Consider the following 18,784-nt stretch of genomic DNA (forward strand, 5'->3'; position numbering starts at 1 on the left):
ACAACACCCAGCGTGAGCGCTTGACCCATTGCCTCGCTTTTTTATCTTGCTTGAGCTTGTTGGCTTGGTCGACTCTGACTCTATCCATGACCTCACGACCGAACTTAGCGACAACATGGAATAAGTCGTAAACGATTTTTGCGTTCGGGCAATGCGCTTGAACTTCAAGGTCAAAAGCCGTATTCATGTCCATCGCGACCGCTTCGATATTATTGCCATGCTTGCCTAACAGCTCGAAGAACGGTCGTATGTCCTTGCGGCTACGGCCTAACCCTATCCAAATAACTTGGTGAGTCTTAGCGTCAGCGATGACCGTGGCATACCGATGTCCTTTAAAGATAGCGAACTCATCCATGACGAGTTGCCTTAGCCCCTCCCATTTCACTGACGGTACCACTTGGCGAAGTCGGCGTTTATCTATCTCTTTAATGGTGTGCCAATGTACGCTTGTTAACTGGGAGATATGCTTAATGGGAAGAAGAGGCAGCAGTTGTTCTATATAACTTTTTAAGCGCTTCGTGATGCGAGCATAAGGCTCTAGCCAAGATAGAGACTCTGTTTTTATGCCGCAGTCACGACACTTGATTCTTCGTGTTTGAACGGAAAGTTCAACAGGAACACCGAGCAACATGGCCTCTTTTACATGACGCCATTGATACTCATGAATAGCCTCGGCCTCGAGACCACAAAGGCACTTAGCCTCAGAGTTAGGTTTAAGAGTCAGGGTAATAAGTGATGCTGTCTGGTGAGACTTTACTATTTGAAAGCCTTCCCAGAATGAAGATAGGAAAGTATGATTCGGCATGAAAACGGTAGTTTGTGTATGATTTTTGTTTGGCGACTAAACCATATCACTTACTACCGTTTTTGTTTTTAGTTCCCGCTAATCCGCGATGAACCATAAAAAAGGCCACCTGATGGTAGCCTTTCAATATTTATCTAGTGAGTAATCGGATTACTAAGCTAGTTGAGCTTTAAGGTGCTCGATAACCGTGTCCATTGCGATAGCTTCTTTATCACCAGTACGACGGTTTTTGTATTCGAAGTTACCTTCGTCCATGCTGCGATCACCGATAACGATAGTGTGAGGAATACCCACTAGCTCGATATCTTTAAACATAACACCTGGGCGCTCTTTACGGTCATCGAATAGAACTTCGATACCCATAGCTGTTAATTCAGCGTATAGCTTCTCAGCTGCTTCTTTAACGCGCTCAGATTTGTGCATGTTCATTGGTACGATAGCAACTTGGAACGGTGCTAGTGCGTCTGGCCAAGTGATACCGAATTTATCGTGGTTTTGCTCGATAGCAGATGCAACAACACGTGAAACACCGATACCGTAACAACCCATTTCTAGGATTACGCTCTTGCCGTCAGGACCAAGCACGTTACAGTTCATTGCTTTAGAGTAAGTATTACCCAGTTGGAAGATGTGACCAACTTCGATACCGCGCTTAAGTTGGATTGTACCTTGACCACATGGGCTTAGGTCGCCTTCAACTACGTTACGTAGATCTTCAATTTGAGCAAGCTCAACATCACGACCCCAGTTAATACCGAAGTAGTGCTTACCGTCTACGTTTGCGCCAGCGCCAAAGTCGCTCATTACAGCAACAGAGCGGTCAACGATGAATGGTAGCTCTAGGCCAACAGGGCCAAGTGAACCTGGACCTGCACCAACAAGTGCGCGGATTTCTTCTTCAGAAGCCATCTCTAGCGGAGCAGCAACTTGTGGAAGGTTCTCTGCTTTCACTTCGTTAAGCTCGTGGTCACCACGGATGATCAGAGCAATAATATCTGCTTCTACTTCATCAGAAGCTTTAACGAATAGAGTCTTAACTGTCTTCTCGATTGCTAGACCGTGTTGCTCTACCAATTCTGCGATAGTTTTCGCGTTTGGTGTATCAACCAGTTCCATCTCTTGAGTTGGTGCTGCAGCATCTTCAGTAGGAGCAAGTGCTTCTGCTTTTTCGATGTTTGCTGCGTAATCTGACTCAGTTGAGAATGCGATTAGGTCTTCGCCGCTTTCAGCAAGAACGTGGAACTCTTGAGAGCCGCTGCCGCCGATTGCGCCAGAGTCTGCCAATACTGGACGATACTCAAGGCCCATGCGGTCGAATGCTTTACAGTAAGCATCGTGCATCGCTTGGTAAGACTTTTCTAAGCCTTCTTTATCGATATCAAAGCTGTACGCATCCATCATAGAGAATTCACGTGCACGCATTACGCCAAAACGAGGGCGGCGCTCATCACGGAATTTAGTCTGGATTTGGTACAGATTTAGAGGTAGCTGTTTGTAAGAGCTGATCTCGTTACGTACTAGGCTCGTTACTACTTCTTCAGCTGTTGGGCTAAGAACAAACGGACGAGAGTGACGGTCTGTGAAACGAAGTAGCTCAGGCCCCATCTTTTCAGAACGGCCAGTCTCTTCCCAAAGCTCAAACGGTTGAACTACGGGCATCAAGATTTCAACGGCACCTGCATTATCGATCTCTTGGCGAACGATATTTTCGACTTTACGCAGTACACGTAGACCAGTAGGTAGCCAAGTATATAAACCTGAAGCTAGCTTACGGATCATACCTGCACGTAGCATCAGCTGGTGGCTGATAACTTCTGCGTCGTTTGGAGTCTCTTTCAGAGTAGAAAGAAGGTAGTTACTGGTACGCATTCTATGGTATCCGTTTCATCATTGATAAAAGAAAACTTGCTGTCGTTCGTAACCACAGCAAATCTGATATAGCCGCATATAATATCAGCCTATTTGGGATCTCAAAAGCGTTCAATGTCAGTTACATTGATGAAAAGCGTTTCAACCACGAATTTCACGTTAAGATTGAACAAATTTACCGCATATTCCTTGTTGTCAGGCTTGCCTTTTTTATAGGCAGGTCGCGGATCTTGACCAAGCACTTCTTTGATCACTTGAATGATATGGCGTGCCTGCGGGTGACCAGACAGCTTACTTTGGGCTTGCTGAGAGAAGTTCACATCTAACACTTCAGGTTCATCGGCGGCAAACCCTCCTAGTGCATCGGGAATTGAATCCGAGTAGGAGATATAAGGTTTGATGTCGATGATAGGCGTACCGTCAACGAGATCGACGCTGCCCAAGTCCAACCAAGTTTGTCCTTTTTCTTGATAGACACCTTTGAGCTCAACCGCGGACATACCAATCCCATTCGGTCTGAATGTCGCACGTGATGCGAAAACACCGATACGTTCATTGCCGCCAAGTCGAGGCGGCCTCACAGTTGGTTTCCAGCCCGCTTCAAGGTTCTTATCGAACAGAAACAACAACCAAACATGGCTAAATTGCTCTATATCACGAACAGACTCAAGGCAGTTTGCTGCATCAACCAATCTGACTCTTGAGGTGGATGTGGGTACCAACCTGGGCTGCCTTGGCACAGCGAACTTCTCTTTATAAGGAGACTCAATAAAGCCAACAGGTTCAATTGTGTACATAGTTGGGTGTTCTCTGATTACGATTAAGACGGAAAAATATCATAAAATCGCTTGTTTTTCTTTTGATAACAATTGTCACTTGTAGTGTTATAACATATCAAGTTGGTTATTTAAGGGGAATACAATGAAACCGAATATCCATCCAGATTACCGTCCCGTGGTTTTTCATGACACCAGTGTCGATGAGTACTTCTTAATCGGCTCAACGCTAAAAACAGACCGTACTATCGAATGGGAAGTCGGCAATATTTGCCCTTACTTCACGATTGAGGTGTCGCCAAAGTCGCATCCTTTCTATACGGGCAAACAACGAGTGCTACATAAAGAGGGACGCGTTGCGAACTTCACTCGTCGTTTTGGTCAATTAGGTAAGGGAGCGAAATAGAATGAAAGTTGTGAAATCACTTAAAAGCGCGAAAAGCCGCCATCCTGATTGCCAGATAGTAAAGCGCAGAGGTCGTCATTATGTTATCTGCAAAACCAATCCGAGATTCAAAGCGGTTCAGAATTAGTCAGTCAAATTGATGTGACGCGAGTGTAAAAACGAGGGGAAAGTCAAACTTCATTCATTTGTCTGTTTTTCTTTTCCCTCGAGAAGAACCTGACAGGATATTGTGTATTAACTTATCGTATGGTGTGTTTTATTTTCAAGTGAATCAATGGGTTATACTATCACTTATATTTGTAGTGAATGTGTAATTGTGAATTATAAATCTAGATTTTGTATTTAATGTAGATTTATTTGCTAATTAATTGTTCAAATAGAGTTAAAAATCGCCGTCTTCTACACATTTTGTAACATTTTGAATTTCTAATTGATAATTTTGTCGCGTACCCTTCGCTGGCAATTTGAACATTTTTGTCACAATTGCATAGGAATCACTACAAGGAGGGAACTGATGAGTTCATCAGCTTCAATAAAAAACAACTCGCCAAAGAAACCTATTTTTACCCGTTTTCTCGATGGTGTTGAATATTTGGGGAACCTATTACCCCACCCGATCACTCTTTTCGCAATCTTCTGTGTCGCTATTCTAGTTACTTCAGGTATCGCTGGATATTTTGAAGTCTCTGTTATGGACCCTCGTCCAGAAGGTGCTCCAGGTCGTGCTGCTGACGGCATGATCTACGTTGTAAGCTTACTTAATGCTGAAGGCTTACAGCTCATTGTTACTAATCTAGTGACAAACTTTGTTGGCTTTGCGCCATTAGGTACCGTGCTTGTTGCAATGCTAGGTGTAGCGATTGCTGAGCACTCAGGTCTATTATCTGCGGCGATGCGTGGCATGGTAATGGGCGCATCTAAGCGCATGGTTACGGTAACCGTAGTTTTCGCAGGTATTATCTCTAACACGGCTTCAGAGCTTGGCTATGTAGTACTTATCCCGCTTGCAGCAATGCTTTTCCACTCTTTGGGTCGTCACCCATTAGCAGGTCTAGCGGCAGCATTTGCTGGTGTATCTGGTGGTTACTCTGCAAACCTTCTAATCGGTACGGTTGACCCGCTGCTTTCTGGTATTACTACAACAGCAGCACAAATGATTGACCCGACTTACAACGTTGGTCCTGAATCAAACTGGTACTTCATGTTTGTTTCTACTTTCTTCATCGCGATTACAGGTGCATTTGTAACTGAGAAGATTGTTGAACCAAAACTGGGTAAATACAACGACGAAGAAGCGTCTGAAGATTTATCAAATGATTCAATGGGCAAGCTAACAGACGTTGAGAAGAAAGGCCTTAAGTTTGCGGGTATCGCAGTGCTAGCGGTTTCAGCGCTTCTTGCTTGGACGATTGTTCCAGCTGATGGTGTTCTACGTTCAGCAGCAGGTACGGTTTCAGGTTCTCCATTCCTGAAAAGTATCGTAGCGTTCATCTTCGTATTCTTCGCAGTTCCTGGTTTTGTTTACGGTAAAGTTACCGGCACAATGAAAACAGACCGTGATGTAATCAATGCAATGTCTAAGTCTATGTCTTCAATGGGCATGTACATCGTACTTGTGTTCTTCGCTGCTCAGTTTGTTGCTTTCTTCAAGTGGACTAACTTCGGTCAAGTATTCGCAGTTGCAGGTGCTACTTTCCTACAGGATATCGGCCTAACGGGTCCAATGTTGTTCTTCGCATTCATCCTAATGTGTGGCTTCATTAACCTGATGATCGGTTCGGCTTCTGCTCAGTGGGCAGTAACAGCGCCAATCTTCGTTCCAATGCTAATGTTAGTAGGTTACGCACCTGAAACGATTCAAGCGGCTTACCGTATCGGTGATTCAACAACCAACATCATTACGCCAATGATGAGCTACTTTGGTCTTATCCTAGCTGTAGCGACGCGTTACATGAAGAACCTAGGTATCGGTACTCTGATTGCAACTATGCTTCCATACTCAATCGTATTCTTGGTTGGTTGGAGCTTAATGTTCTACGTTTGGGTATTCGTATTTGGCCTACCAGTAGGTCCAGGTGCTGCAACGTACTACACGCCTTAGTTGTAGAGTAGGGGAAACCTTCTTCTAATTGATATTAAAAAAACCTGCATTGTTTGCAGGTTTTTTGATTTTTTATGGAGAGATAGAACTAGGTTAAGCTCGGATGAGCCAGCTAGCGTTTGGCTAGAATTCTATCTAAGTGGTTGGCAAACTCACGACGGTCGGTTTGAGAAAGGGCACTTGGTCCACCCGTTTGGATGCCACTTGAGCGCATGGTATCCATAAAGTCACGAATGTTCAGACGCGCTTTAATGGTCTCTTTGGTGTAAAGCTCACCACGAGAGCTGAGTGCTTGCCCACCTTTAGTGATCACTTCGTCAGCCAGAGGGATATCGGATGTAATCACAAGATCGCCGGGTTCAGTGCGCTTTACGATTTCATCATCAGCAATATCAAACCCGCTTGGCACTTGAATTGAGTGAATGTTATTGCGTTTAGGAACGGGAACCAGATGGTTTGCCACAAAGGTACATTCAACCCCTGTGCGCTCAGCTGCGCGTACGATTGTTTCTCGGATAACCTTTGGACAAGCGTCCGCATCAACCCATATCTTCATAGTGTTCTATTTCTCTGTTAGCTTATTTATCGGTCAACTTATTGCTCAGTTGCCTTATTGATCAGTTAGTTTAGCTTCAAGCATGGCAACGCGAGCAGTGAGTTCAAGGATTTGCTTTTCCAGTTGGCTAACACGATCAAGTGCTGGCTCTTCTTGTGTCGCGACTTCAACTTTAGGAACACGATTTGCGCTTTTCCAGCTCTTGATGGTCGTGATTAAAGCGGGCATCGGAACGGATGTGCTCATACGAGCCTTAACTAAAGCAACTGTCGGCTCTTTCCCTTGCGCTTGCAGTCCTTCAAGCACTGATTTCAACTCTTCAGAAACATCTTTTGTCAGCATGTTGATCTCCATTTTTAGTCTTTAGTCATTTTACTCGCTCTGGTGAATGATAGCGAATCATAAAACCGCCCATGGCTTGTGAGAGATCTCTTACAAAGGTTGTGAGATAACACGAATACATCGCTAGAGAGATTGATGTGCACATGGTTAAGGTGTTGAATTTTAATTGTTTTATATAATTAACAACTTTCTTGAATTCAAAATGTGATGCAAATCTATTGTCCGAAATCCTAAATCGCGTAAATTAAACCTTGTCGGAAGGATTCTGACACGGAACAGGAAAGCACCAAGGATTTGGTTATCTTCAGGATGAAGATTTGGTTACTTAGGATTGAGTGATCAAGCATGGAGCGTAAGGACATTGTAGGGATACAGTCAGTTAACAGGAAGTTAGCTGCAACGGAATGACAATGGACACCTTTAGGATTAAAGGGTTGGATTAGCATCAGGACGATGTAAAGGACACCGCTCACGGAACAAGTGATGTGCGCTAACTAGGATTGTTAGCTTTCAGGATGATTGGACACCGCTAGGACGGCGAAGTAAAGGAAAGAGCTGAAGGATTACAGCCACTATTATGGATGATGCATGGAGCATTAATTAGTAGCCGGACTGCTGCGAGTAAGACCCTAGCCCTGACACTTCGGTGTCGGGGCTTTTCTTTTCCTAAGGCTTTTTCTCTATCTAGGGGCTCTCTTTAATTCAGGAGCTTTTATCTAAGCACGCGACATCTGCTTTTTTGCTAATGGTCAACACAAGGAGTGTTTTATGACGATAGCAACCTCAAGAACGCTGTTGGTACCTTATACCGAGCAGTTAGAACATGACTTTATCAAGTTGAATTGCTGCCCCATCAATCGTGCTGAAATGAACGGGCCGCATTCTATTGCCTCTGCAAAACACCTATTTCAAGAAATACTGAACGACAACGTTGGTTTTTGCCGAGCCATTATCCACAACCAAACCCGCGAATACCTCGGGCATTTGTTTGTTTCGTCTGAAGAAGGGAAGCATGAACTGGGATTTATTCTGGACAAGGAGTTTTGGAATCAAGGCCTTGCTAGTGAAGTGCTAAAACCTTTCTTTAGTTTGGTTTGTTTTGAAGAACACCTAACGAATGTTGTCGCGACCGTTAATGTTGGTCATAACCCATCAATTAAGTTACTTGAAAAGTTAGGCTTTGCATTTAAAGAGACCAAACAAGATCAGTTTGGCCCTTATCATGAATATAGTTATACCGCGTATTGCGACGTTACATTCTATGAGGCTGTAGCTCAAACCGCATAGAACGGAAGCCCACCATGGTCAGTTTCCCTTGGTACAGGTCATCACCTAACGCTGAAAACTCAAATTGATACACGGTGTGCCAGCGCCAAATGGTGGTGAGCTCATGGCGCATCTTAAGTTTATGACCACTAAAGGCAACACTTAATAGCTGTAAGTCGAGCTCTTTACATTTTCTCGCAATGGCAGCTTTCGCAAGCTCGGATTGCCTGCGCTGTTGCCAAAACAGAAAGCAAAAGAAGCACAGCATCAAAATAGCCAATAAGTTATCTATCATTTAATCCATACTTCCTTTTATCTCTCTATTCCGTTCGTGATTTGAGCTTTTTGTTATGAGCTACTGAGCTGTTCTGTCTGGTATCTATTGCGACTTAGCCGCTTGTTGTAATTCTACAAGTGCATTGGCGAGTTCTGGTGATGGGTTCGAGTTCAATAATGGTAAAAATACCATTCTCAGTGTCGGAATCATCACTAAATCTGCAAATAACTGATTGAACAAGTTTTGGTTGCCCGTTTGTGCGAGACGCAGCAAGAACTGCTCAGCAATCGCAGGATCTTGCAGTGCGTGCCAGCTGCGACCAGCCAAACCAATCAATACTTCTTGGTGGCTTAAGCGCGGGCTAGCCAGAACTTGGTTAATTACGGCGTTGGTTGTGCTTTGCTCTGCGCCAGAAAGGGCACGTACCAGTGCTGACAGTAAGAACAGATCTGGCTCTTGACTGTTAATCTCATTCTCTGCCATTTCTTGTAAGCGTTGAGCGAGCTTGTCATTGATTTGCGTATGCTCAAGCGCCCCGAGAGTCGCGTATAGAGGTTCTGAAGGCAGCTTATTCAATGCTTTGCGAATCGCGACACCATTTTGTTGGCTGCCTAAACGAGCACACATATCAGTGATGCCTTGTAGGCCAACGGTTTTCCAGTTGTCCCAGCCTAGATCGCCTGTGAAGTAGTGTTGAGCGTGTTCGTAGTATTGGCTCGTTGCAAGGTCTAAACCTGCTCTTACTTGGCTATGGAACACGGCCATTTTGTCTTCTGAAGGCTTGAAGGTATATGGGTTGTTTGACAGCTTTTGTTGTTGCTCTTCGCTGATCTCACCGTTCAAACGTGTGCCCATCGCTTCGATAACAAACTTAAGGAAATTGCCGACATCACCTTGATGTAATAGGCCTCTTTCGTCCAGTTTGAATTTTAGGAACCAGATCCAAGGCTGCTTGTGTTCGTTCCAGTAGCTAATCGCTAAGTGAGCTTGTTTTTGAAGTGGAAACGGGTATGGCTGTTTCCCCTGCTCAACATCAGAGAATAGGGTGTTGTCGATCTTCTGGATACGGCGACCGAGGTCGTAGATATCGTATTGGCAACCGCTATTCTTTAGCAACTGAGTGAGCGTGTGAATCGTTTCCATAGTAATAAAGCTCCTAACTTTCTTTCCTAAATAGATGGTACTCTATGCCCCAATTTCAAGGTCACTAGATAAATAACTTGGTGAAAAATGACAGCAGCCACAAAGTTACCTCTTTTACTTCAACAATTAGAACAACAAATGCGCCAATGTTCTCTATGGAGTGTTCTTCCGCCTTCGGATGAAGCTCTGGCGAGCGTTGAACCTTTTGCTATTGATTCGTTACAACCTGAAGAGTGGTTGCAGTGGATCTTCATCGTTAAGATCAACGCAATGATGGATGCACAAATGAGCCTACCTAAAGGCTTTGCTATTCATCCTTATTTTGGTGAAGTGTGGAAAAATGAGGCAGAGAAAGCGGAATTGCTAGTGACGATTCTGAGCATTGATGAGGTATGCGCGTAATGTTAGAGATCATTTATCAAGATGAGTATTTTGTCGCAGTGAATAAGCCTGCGGGTATGCTAGTGCATCGCTCATGGTTGGATAAACACGAGACTCAGTTTGTGATGCAGACTCTGCGCGACCAAATTGGTCAGCATGTCTTTCCTCTGCATCGTTTAGACCGACCTACATCTGGTGTGTTGGTGTTTGCACTGTCGAGTGAGGTTGCCTCTGAGGTGATGCCGATGTTCGCCAACCACGAGATGCAAAAAACCTATCATGCGATTGTGCGTGGGTGGATAGAAGAGGGCGATACGCTCGATTATGCGCTTAAGGTTGAACTGGATAAGATCGCCGATAAGTTCGCGAAAGAAGACAAAGAACCACAAGAAGCTGTCACCGTTTACGAGCCGTTAGCGAAAGTCGAAGTACCGTATTCAACTGGTCGCTTTCCTACCAGTCGTTACTGCTTAGTTGAGATGATGCCAAAGACAGGACGTAAACATCAGCTGCGTCGTCATATGGCTCACCTAAGACACCCGATTGTCGGCGATACTTCACATGGTGATGGTAAACATAACCGATTGTTTCGTGATGATTTAGACTCACACCGTCTGTTGCTGCATGCTTCTGAATTGCGCTTCATTCATCCTTTCACTAAAAAAGAGTTAGTGATGAAGGCCAACCTAGATGAAACGTGGTTAAGGTTATTTGAAACCTTTGAGTGGGATACCAACTTAGTGAATGCTGGAGTATGTTTGTCTAAGTAAACGCACACGTGTCTAGTCAACGTAGACAGAAGAAAAAATAAAGGGCTGATAGTGATATCAGCCCTTTTTAATGTCTGTGCAATTTGAACGGGTAGTTAACATTTAGTTGTTACCAGTTCATAGCTAACCGTGAATCGCGGGATCATTTTAGCTTTTCTAGATCCGCTTCGATCTCTGCGATCTTGCTCGATACCACTTTCTCTAGGTGACGTAAGTCAGTAAGAATTTTCTGTTTCACATCGACTTCTGCAGTTGGAATCGGCTTGGTGATCTTATTGAGCTCATCAATTACAAGTGTGAGATTACGGTTAATCTCGGTCACTTCTTTGTATTGATTGTTGCCACCGCTAACAAGCACACTTTTTACTTGTCGTGGATACTTAAACTTAACGCTTTTCGCGAACAGTTCGCCTTTCTGTTTACGGAAGTAAATCTTAAGAATATCTTTGTGAGCTTCTTGGCGAAGGGAGTAACGTTCAATCTGTTTAGGTTCGTGGATACCTAAGCCAGTGAGGTTTGGATACATAAGCGACCTCTAGTTTATGAATGTAATACTTTTATGTAATTGACTTGATCAATGTAGCAGCCTAACGACGAGCTAGATAGTTGATATATGGGAATTGATTGTAAGTTGTGGGCAAGATCGCTCTCTATCTTTACCCACACTTATCTGATGATTAGATTCTGTTTTTAGGGCGCAAGTTCCGAAACATGCTCCGTCAATCTTTCTCTTAGCGCTTGTTCCTGCTCTTCAGATAGCCTTCCTCCCGCTTCACTAGTCAGAATAAACAAATCTTCTGCACGTTCGCCGATGGTGGTAATTTTAGCGCCGTGCAAATTGATGTCTAACTCAGCAAAGGTTGCACCGACTTGAGCCAGTAATCCCGGCGTGTCCAATGCTCTGAGTTCCATCAAGGTGCGTTTCTTGCTCTTGGTCGGTAGGAATTCGACCAGAGTCTTTACCTTGAAGTGCTGTAAGTTACGCGGCGTTCTGCGTGTTCTAATTTTAGTTGGACGACCATCAGCTAGAACGTGAGTCAGATGTTTAGCAACGGCTTTGTGTCTTGCTTCATCAATCGCTTCGCCGTGCTGGTCTAGTACGATAAAGGTATCCAAAACATGACCATCTTTGCTAACCATGACCTGCGCGTCATGAACGTTAAAGTTACGTCTGTCGAGTTCGGCAACCACGGTCGCAAACAGTGCTGCTTGGTCTTTACAATAAACGAACACTTCTGTGCCACCGCGCGTCGCTTTCTTACTGATCAGCACTAACGGTTGGCTTGGGTCTTCTAGGCGAAGTAAGTGCTCACAGTGCCAAGCGATTTGTTTATGTGTGTGACGCAAGAAATAATCGGCCTTAAAGCGTTGCCACAACACTTCAATCTCACGAGCGGTGAAGCCTTCTTTACGCAGCAGTGCTGATGCCATTTGTTGGTTGTGACGAATACGGTCTCTGACATCGACAGGGTTTTCCAAGCCGCGGCGCAGTGCTCGCTGCGTTGAGTGGAACAGCTCAGCTAACAGGGTTCGTTTCCAACTGTTCCATAGCTCAGGGTTAGTCGCACAGATATCGGCAACGGTTAAACAAACCAGTAGCTCGAGTGATTCTTCATCACGCACTTTTTTGGCGAATTCGGTGATCACATCTGGGTCGTAGATATCACGACGTTGAGCCGTTACTGACATCAATAGGTGATTTTGTACCAACCACGCGACTTGTTTGGCTTCAGGCTTCGATAGCCCGTGTTCAATACAGAAAGAGTAAGCCTCAACCGCACCTATCTCAGAGTGGTCTCCGCCGCGGCCTTTGCCGATGTCATGGAAGATAGCGGCAAGGATCAGCAACTCTTTCTTCTGTACTCGAGGATAGACTTCACAGCAGATAGGGTGCTTATCGTGGTTTTCGATTTGACCAAAGCGGTTGATGTGCTTGAGCAGGCGGATACTGTGCTCATCCACGGTGTAAACATGGAATAGGTCAAACTGCATCTGACCAACGATCTGGCTCCACTGCGGTAAGTACGCAGAGAGCACGCCCAATTTGTGCATTAAGCTAAAGGCTTTGTGCAGGGCATTAGGGTGGCGAACTAGATCCATGAACTTGTCACGAGCTTCAGGAATGGTATGCAGGAATCGGTTCAATCGACGGCGTGCCGTACGCAGTTGTCGCAATGTTGGTGGACTTACCCCTTCGATAGTCGAGTCATTGGCGATATGGATGAACATATCGAGAATGGTTTCTGGTCTTGCTTGGAATAGGGCAGGCTTGCGCGCTTCGATCAACGAACCTCGACGTTGGAAATCACTATCGAGAATTTCAGCGTCTTGGGTTTGACCGCCATTGATGATCGCTTGATCGAACAGCTTAAGCAGCATCTTATTCAGTTCAGCAACACGACGAAGGGTTCGGTAGAACTCTTTCATCATCATCTCAACACCACGGTTTCCTTCACCCGTATAACCCAGATGTTCAGCGACTTGAGCTTGATGCGCGAACGTTAAACGGTTGTCGTAACGGCGCAGTTCAATATGCAATGCAAAGCGAACACGCCATAAAAAATCTTGGCACTCAACGAGCTCACGATATTCAGCATCGGTCAGAAAGCCGTATTTGCTCATCTCTAACAAAGAGGTCGCGCCGAAGTGGCGACGCGCAACCCAGCTCAGGGTATGGATGTCTCTGAGCCCTCCCGGAGTCGATTTGATGTCCGGTTCTAAATTATAAGTGGTGTCGTGGTAGCGAGCATGACGCTCTCTCTGTTCTTGAATCTTGGCTTTGTAAAACGTCTCACTTGGCCAAAATGAATCGGAATGAATCTTCAGTTTTAGTTCTTGGAAAGTGTCTTCACTACCACATAACAATCGCGACTCTTGTAGGTTGGTCGCGACGGTTAAATCATCGGTGCCGATATCGAGACACTCAGTAATAGTTCGCACAGCATGGCCAACTTCGAGCTTTAAATCCCAAAGTAGAGTAATGAATTGACTGACCTTTTCACCAAGAGCTGGTGGTAGTGTTTTTTGCGAGACAATGAGAATATCAATGTCAGACAAAGGATGCAGTTCGCCACGACCATAACCACCCACTGCGACAAGTGAAATATGAGGCAGTTTGTTGAATCCGAAATTTTCCCACAAACGATTGAGAAGTAAATCCATGTATTCGGAGCGCAGTAGAACCAAATCGGTGACGGGATGGTGGTTCAGAAATTCATTTTTTTGATACTGCGTGAAGATCTCGAGCTGATTTTTTAATTCGCAGATTTCAATTTGTTCGTCATTGAACGTAAGAGGGCATTGATAAGGCATAGTCTGCTATCCGTGCAAGCAAATGAGAATAGTAAACAATTTAACAGAAGCTGATGGAAAATCGAAATTGAGTGGATAAAAAATATCCTCGACAATGCGAGGATATTTTTAAAAGGCTGATGCGCTCAGTTCGGTGAACTAAGCGTTCTTCATGATACGTGGGATTGTATCATCGCTGCGCAGTGTTAGTACTTCACAACCAGTATCAGTTACAACCAGAGTGTGCTCCCATTGAGCCGAGTTCTTGCTGTCTGCTGTGTATACTGTCCAGCTATCTTCGTCATCAAGACGACAGCCAAACTTACCCGCGTTGATCATTGGCTCGATAGTGAAGCACATGCCTGCTTTTAGCACGGTGCGATCGCTGTTCTTGTAGTGAACTACTTGTGGATCTTCGTGGAATTCAGAACCAATGCCGTGACCACAGTAATCTTTAACAATAGAGAACTTAGCGCGTGGGTTGTTCTTGTTGTTTGTTTTGATGTACTTCTCGATAGCAGTACCGATTTGACCAAGTTGAACACCTGGCTTAACTTGGCGCATGCCTTCGTAAAGTGCTTCTTGAGCAACCATGCACAGACGCTTGTTTGCAGGTGAAACCTCACCCACTAGGAACATCTTAGAGGTGTCACCGTGGTAGCCTTGAGGGCGAGTACTAAGATCGGCATTTGCGTCATCAGGGATGATAACTGTGATATCAACGTTCAGAATGTCGCCATCTTTGAGTACCGCAGGTTTGAATTGACCTGTGCTACCCGTCTCGTCTTGTGACGCGGGAATGCCGTGACACACAATATGATTGATAGACGTACAGATAGACTTAGGGAAACCGTGGTAATCGAGTGGTGCTGAGTATGCGCCTCTTTCTAGAGCGTACTCGTGACAGATTTTGTTCAGTTCTTCTGTCGTTGTACCTACTTGGATGTGAGGTTCAATCATCTCTAGAATTTCAGCGGCCAGTTTGCCGGCAACGCGCATTTTTTCGATTTCTTCAGCAGTTTTAATTTTTACAGCCATTGCATATCTCTTAATTTGGTAGCACCTAAGTGTGCATATTGGGGCTATTCTATCAGTGCAGCATTTTAGCGCAACATTACCATGTCCGTACAATATTGGTGGATACTGCTCAATCTGAGTGGATAATGTTCGGTTTAATGGTGCAGAACCTGCTTGATATAGACACTATTTTTTAGAGAAAATTTACCTTTAGAGATCAGTATAGCAGTCGCCATTTTTAGAATTTTTTCTAGCCATAGATAGACAAAATATGGTATAAAGCGCGCCGGACATCAGGACTGTTTTCTCCAATTGGCGAAACAAGCTTTATGTCCACTAACTTATTTCTTTAAATCACACACATTCCGACACATGTTCCGGGGTGCCTCAACAACACAGATAACGGCTGAAAAGTGGTTAGTTGTTAGGGGTCGGATTCATGGGGGATGTGGAGGCCTAACCCCATAGAGGATTTTAAAATGGCAACTGTATCAATGCGCGATATGCTTAAAGCTGGTGTTCACTTCGGTCACCAAACTCGTTACTGGAACCCAAAAATGAAGCCATTCATCTTTGGTGCTCGTAACAAAGTACATATCATCAACCTAGAAAAAACTGTACCAATGTTCAACGAAGCTCTAGCAGAAATCGCTAAAGTTGGTGAGAAGAAAGGTAAAGTTCTTTTCGTTGGTACTAAGCGCGCTGCATCTGAAGCTGTTAAAGAAGCTGCTGTAAACAGCAACCAGTTCTACGTTAACAACCGCTGGTTAGGCGGTATGCTAACGAACTACAAAACTGTTCGTCAGTCTATCAAGCGTCTGAAAGAACTTGAAGCGCAAGCTCAAGACGGTACTTTCGACAAGCTAACTAAGAAAGAAGCTCTAATGCGCACTCGTGAAATGGAGAAGCTAGAGAAGTCTCTTGGTGGTATCAAGAACATGGGCGGCCTACCAGACGCTCTATTCGTAATCGATGCTGATCACGAACACATCGCAGTTAAAGAAGCAAACAACCTAGGTATCCCAGTTTACGCTGTAGTTGATACTAACTCTAACCCAGACGGCGTTGACTTCGTTATCCCAGGTAACGACGATGCAATCCGTGCAGTACAGCTTTACCTAAACGCTGCTGCAGACGCGGTTAAAGAAGGTCGTAACAAAGACGTTGCTGCTGTAGCTGCTGAAAAAGATGGTTTTGTAGAAGCTGAATAATAGCGGCTCTGAATCACGCTTGGCTTAGCTAATATAGATTTTGAAATCTTTATTAAATGTAAGCTAAGTTATAGTTAGATCGGGGGCCTCATTTTGGCCCCTGATTTTTACCTTATTTTCGAATCAACCGAGGAATAGAGAATGGCAACTGTAACTGCTGCTCTAGTTAAAGAACTTCGCGAGCGCACTGGCGCTGGCATGATGGAATGTAAGAAAGCGCTTGTAGAAGCAAACGCTGACATCGAACTAGCAATTGAAAACATGCGTAAATCTGGCGCAGCGAAAGCAGCTAAGAAAGCTGGTAACGTTGCTGCTGAAGGCGCAATCATCATCAAAGAAGAGAACGGTGTAGCTGTTCTTCTTGAAGTTAACTGCCAAACTGACTTCGTAGCAAAAGATGCTAGCTTCACTGCGTTTGCAGAAGAAGTTGCAGCTGCAGCCGTAGCTTCTAAAGCTTCTGTAGAAGAGCTACAAGCACAGTTCGAAGAAACTCGCGTTGCTCTAGTTGCTAAAATCGGCGAAAACATCAACATCCGTCGCGTAGCTTACGTTGAAGGTGCTGCACTAGCTTCTTACCGTCACGGTGAGAAAATCGGTGTTGTTGTAGCTGGTGAAGGCGAAGCTGAAACTCTTAAGCACGTTGCTATGCACGTTGCTGCTTCTCGTCCTGAGTTTGTTAACCCAGAAGACGTACCAGCAGACGTAGTTGCTAAAGAGAAAGAAGTTCAAGTTGAAATCGCTATGAACGAAGGCAAGCCTCAAGAGATCGCTGAGAAAATGGTTATCGGCCGTATGAAGAAATTCACGGGCGAAATCTCTCTAACTGGTCAAGCTTTCATCATGGAACCTAAGAAAACTGTTGGCGAAATCCTTAAAGAAAAAGGCGCTGCAGTATCTAACTTCGTACGTCTAGAAGTTGGTGAAGGTATCGAGAAAGCTGCTGAAATGAGCTTCGCTGACGAAGTTGCAGCGGTACAAAAAGGTTAATCCTTAGCGTATTGTTTGAAAAAAGACCGTGGCAAATGCTGCGGTCTTTTTATGAATAGTGAACTATTTTTGAAGGCAACGTTAGTGGTTATGAATGCAAACTGACTTACTCAGTTTTTATCCATGACTGTTAATCATCAACTCTTTGGAAGGTAAACTCCATGACTACGAACCCTAAACCAGTGTATCAACGTATTCTGTTAAAACTTAGCGGTGAAGCGCTACAAGGCGAAGAAGGTTTTGGTATTGACCCAACGATCCTTGATCGTATGGCTCAAGAAGTAAAAGAATTGGTTGAACTAGGCGTTCAAGTTGGTGTTGTTATCGGTGGCGGTAACTTGTTCCGTGGTGCTGGTCTTGCTGAAGCTGGCATGAACCGCGTTGTTGGTGACCACATGGGTATGCTTGCAACGGTAATGAACGGCCTTGCAATGCGTGACGCTCTTCACCGTGCTTACGTAAACGCACGTGTAATGTCTGCAATCCCTCTTAAAGGTGTGTGTGACGACTACAACTGGGCAGATGCAATCAGCCAACTACGTCAAGGTCGCGTTGTGATCTTCTCTGCTGGTACGGGTAACCCATTCTTCACTACGGATTCTGCTGCATGTCTACGTGGTATCGAAATCGAAGCTGACGTAGTTCTAAAAGCGACAAAAGTAGATGGTGTATTTACTTCTGACCCTGTAGCAAACCCAGACGCAGAGTTGTATGATACGTTGTCTTACAACACGGTTCTTGATAAAGAACTTAAAGTAATGGACTTGGCTGCATTTACGCTAGCACGTGATCACAAAATGCCAATCCGTGTATTTAACATGAATAAACCAGGCGCACTACGTCGCGTGGTTATGGGTGAAACTGAAGGTACATTAATCAGCGACGCTGACTAATTTTTCGGGCTTACTGAGGTGTTGTACCTTGGTAAGCTTATCCTTATCACTCCAAATAAAAAGCTTTCTTGAAGAAAGAACATAATCAAGGTGAAATTGTGATTAACGAAATCAAAAAAGACGCTCAAGAGCGCATGGTAAAAAGTGTTGATGCACTAAAAAACAGCCTGCAAAAGATTCGTACAGGCCGTGCGCACCCGAGCCTACTTTCTGGTCTTACTGTTGAGTACTACGGTGCTCCAACGCCTTTGACTCAAGTAGCTAACGTTATCGCTGAAGATGCACGTACACTAGCTATTACAGTGTTTGATAAAACACTGACTCCTCTAGTTGAAAAAGCAATCCTGACATCTGACCTAGGCCTAAACCCTATGTCTGCTGGTACGGTTATCCGTGTTCCACTTCCACCGCTAACGGAAGAGCGTCGTAAAGACCTAGTTAAAATCGTTCGTGGCGAAGCTGAAGGTGGCCGTGTTGCTATCCGTAACATCCGTCGTGACGCGAATGGCGATCTAAAAGCACTTCTTAAAGATAAAGAAATCTCTGAAGATGAAGATCGTAAAGCACAAGACGAAATTCAAAAGCTAACTGACGCTGCGGTTAAGAACGTAGACGAAGTTCTAGCTGTTAAAGAAAAAGAGTTGATGGAAGTTTAATTTTCCATATTCTTTTCTTTCCGGAAAAACGCTGTAC

General features: G+C 44.6%; 20 protein-coding genes. 10 read left to right on the forward strand and 10 right to left on the reverse strand.

Going from position 1 to position 18,784, the window contains the following annotated elements; all coding sequences use genetic code 11:
- The 3 genes from AB6D93_RS12270 to tsaA all read right to left on the reverse strand — a co-directional run.
- Positions 1-805: ISL3 family transposase (locus AB6D93_RS12270; protein WP_372159173.1), on the reverse strand; the 805-nt coding region annotated here is incomplete at its 3' end.
- Positions 806-958: 153 nt separating this feature from the next.
- Positions 959-2,674: a proline--tRNA ligase gene (locus AB6D93_RS12275; protein WP_102333426.1), complete on the reverse strand. Its 1,716-nt coding sequence runs from the start codon at positions 2,672-2,674 to the stop codon at positions 959-961.
- Between the two features lie 101 nt (positions 2,675-2,775).
- Complete coding sequence (gene tsaA / locus AB6D93_RS12280; RefSeq protein WP_102333427.1) at positions 2,776-3,471, reverse strand: tRNA (N6-threonylcarbamoyladenosine(37)-N6)-methyltransferase TrmO; 696 nt, start codon at positions 3,469-3,471, stop codon at positions 2,776-2,778.
- A gap of 124 nt (positions 3,472-3,595) precedes the next feature.
- Between tsaA and AB6D93_RS12285 the strand changes: the two genes are divergently transcribed.
- The 3 genes from AB6D93_RS12285 (at position 3,596) to AB6D93_RS12295 (ending at position 5,957) form a co-directional block, all read left to right on the forward strand.
- A complete protein-coding gene (locus AB6D93_RS12285) occupies positions 3,596-3,856 on the forward strand; it encodes a type B 50S ribosomal protein L31 (protein WP_102333428.1) in 261 nt (86 codons plus the stop codon).
- A 1-nt stretch (position 3,857) separates the two neighbouring features.
- Positions 3,858-3,983, forward strand: a complete 126-nt coding sequence (gene ykgO / locus AB6D93_RS12290) for a type B 50S ribosomal protein L36 (RefSeq protein ID WP_083190210.1) — start codon at positions 3,858-3,860, stop codon at positions 3,981-3,983.
- A 387-nt stretch (positions 3,984-4,370) separates the two neighbouring features.
- Positions 4,371-5,957 (forward strand): AbgT family transporter, encoded by a 1,587-nt coding sequence (locus tag AB6D93_RS12295; protein ID WP_017069391.1) that lies wholly within the window; start codon positions 4,371-4,373, stop codon positions 5,955-5,957.
- A 112-nt stretch (positions 5,958-6,069) separates the two neighbouring features.
- Here the strand turns inward: AB6D93_RS12295 and AB6D93_RS12300 are convergent, their stop codons facing one another.
- Both AB6D93_RS12300 and AB6D93_RS12305 read right to left on the reverse strand, forming a co-directional pair.
- On the reverse strand, positions 6,070-6,513 hold the full coding sequence (locus tag AB6D93_RS12300; RefSeq protein ID WP_017063355.1) for a YaiI/YqxD family protein: 444 nt from the start codon (positions 6,511-6,513) through the stop codon (positions 6,070-6,072).
- A 54-nt stretch (positions 6,514-6,567) separates the two neighbouring features.
- Entirely contained in the window at positions 6,568-6,855 is a 288-nt protein-coding gene (locus tag AB6D93_RS12305; RefSeq protein ID WP_017069390.1) for a hypothetical protein, read from the reverse strand.
- A gap of 768 nt (positions 6,856-7,623) precedes the next feature.
- Here AB6D93_RS12305 and AB6D93_RS12310 point away from each other — a divergent pair.
- Complete coding sequence (locus AB6D93_RS12310; protein ID WP_017060749.1) at positions 7,624-8,142, forward strand: GNAT family N-acetyltransferase; 519 nt, start codon at positions 7,624-7,626, stop codon at positions 8,140-8,142.
- Here AB6D93_RS12310 and AB6D93_RS12315 read toward each other — a convergent pair.
- Together AB6D93_RS12315 and AB6D93_RS12320 are read right to left on the reverse strand one after the other, a co-directional pair.
- A complete protein-coding gene (locus AB6D93_RS12315) occupies positions 8,108-8,416 on the reverse strand; it encodes a DUF3301 domain-containing protein (RefSeq protein ID WP_017060748.1) in 309 nt (102 codons plus the stop codon). The genes AB6D93_RS12310 and AB6D93_RS12315 overlap by 35 nt on opposite strands.
- Before the next feature lie 84 nt (positions 8,417-8,500).
- A complete protein-coding gene (locus AB6D93_RS12320) occupies positions 8,501-9,541 on the reverse strand; it encodes a DUF3549 family protein (RefSeq protein WP_017060747.1) in 1,041 nt (346 codons plus the stop codon).
- Positions 9,542-9,628: 87 nt separating this feature from the next.
- Between AB6D93_RS12320 and AB6D93_RS12325 the strand changes: the two genes are divergently transcribed.
- Both AB6D93_RS12325 and truC read left to right on the forward strand, forming a co-directional pair.
- Positions 9,629-9,943, forward strand: coding sequence for a YqcC family protein (locus AB6D93_RS12325; protein ID WP_017072007.1), 315 nt, complete (start codon positions 9,629-9,631; stop codon positions 9,941-9,943).
- On the forward strand, positions 9,943-10,692 hold the full coding sequence (gene truC / locus AB6D93_RS12330; RefSeq protein WP_065583999.1) for a tRNA pseudouridine(65) synthase TruC: 750 nt from the start codon (positions 9,943-9,945) through the stop codon (positions 10,690-10,692). Before AB6D93_RS12325 ends, truC begins: the two co-directional genes overlap by 1 nt.
- A gap of 142 nt (positions 10,693-10,834) precedes the next feature.
- Here truC and AB6D93_RS12335 read toward each other — a convergent pair whose 3' ends face one another.
- From AB6D93_RS12335 to map, 3 genes are all read right to left on the reverse strand, one after another.
- Complete coding sequence (locus AB6D93_RS12335; protein WP_017107178.1) at positions 10,835-11,218, reverse strand: DUF3461 family protein; 384 nt, start codon at positions 11,216-11,218, stop codon at positions 10,835-10,837.
- Between the two features lie 164 nt (positions 11,219-11,382).
- A complete protein-coding gene (glnD, locus tag AB6D93_RS12340; RefSeq protein WP_017069386.1) occupies positions 11,383-14,004 on the reverse strand; it encodes a bifunctional uridylyltransferase/uridylyl-removing protein GlnD in 2,622 nt (873 codons plus the stop codon).
- A 138-nt stretch (positions 14,005-14,142) separates the two neighbouring features.
- Positions 14,143-15,021: a type I methionyl aminopeptidase gene (map, locus tag AB6D93_RS12345; RefSeq protein ID WP_102333429.1), complete on the reverse strand. Its 879-nt coding sequence runs from the start codon at positions 15,019-15,021 to the stop codon at positions 14,143-14,145.
- A 458-nt stretch (positions 15,022-15,479) separates the two neighbouring features.
- On the opposite strand from map, the gene rpsB reads away from it, so the two are divergent.
- From rpsB to frr, 4 genes are all read left to right on the forward strand, one after another.
- The gene (gene rpsB, locus AB6D93_RS12350) at positions 15,480-16,211 is read left to right on the forward strand and encodes a 30S ribosomal protein S2 (protein WP_032546326.1); all 732 of its coding nucleotides are present in this window, start codon (positions 15,480-15,482) and stop codon (positions 16,209-16,211) included.
- Between the two features lie 141 nt (positions 16,212-16,352).
- A complete protein-coding gene (gene tsf / locus AB6D93_RS12355; protein ID WP_017063361.1) occupies positions 16,353-17,198 on the forward strand; it encodes a translation elongation factor Ts in 846 nt (281 codons plus the stop codon).
- A 161-nt stretch (positions 17,199-17,359) separates the two neighbouring features.
- Positions 17,360-18,091: a UMP kinase gene (pyrH, locus tag AB6D93_RS12360; RefSeq protein WP_017060742.1), complete on the forward strand. Its 732-nt coding sequence runs from the start codon at positions 17,360-17,362 to the stop codon at positions 18,089-18,091.
- A gap of 98 nt (positions 18,092-18,189) precedes the next feature.
- A complete protein-coding gene (frr, locus tag AB6D93_RS12365) occupies positions 18,190-18,747 on the forward strand; it encodes a ribosome recycling factor (protein ID WP_017060741.1) in 558 nt (185 codons plus the stop codon).
- Positions 18,748-18,784 lie beyond the last annotated feature (37 nt).

It is taken from the genome of Vibrio sp. 10N.247.310.23 (assembly GCF_041467155.1).
Lineage (GTDB): Bacteria > Pseudomonadota > Gammaproteobacteria > Enterobacterales > Vibrionaceae > Vibrio > Vibrio crassostreae_C.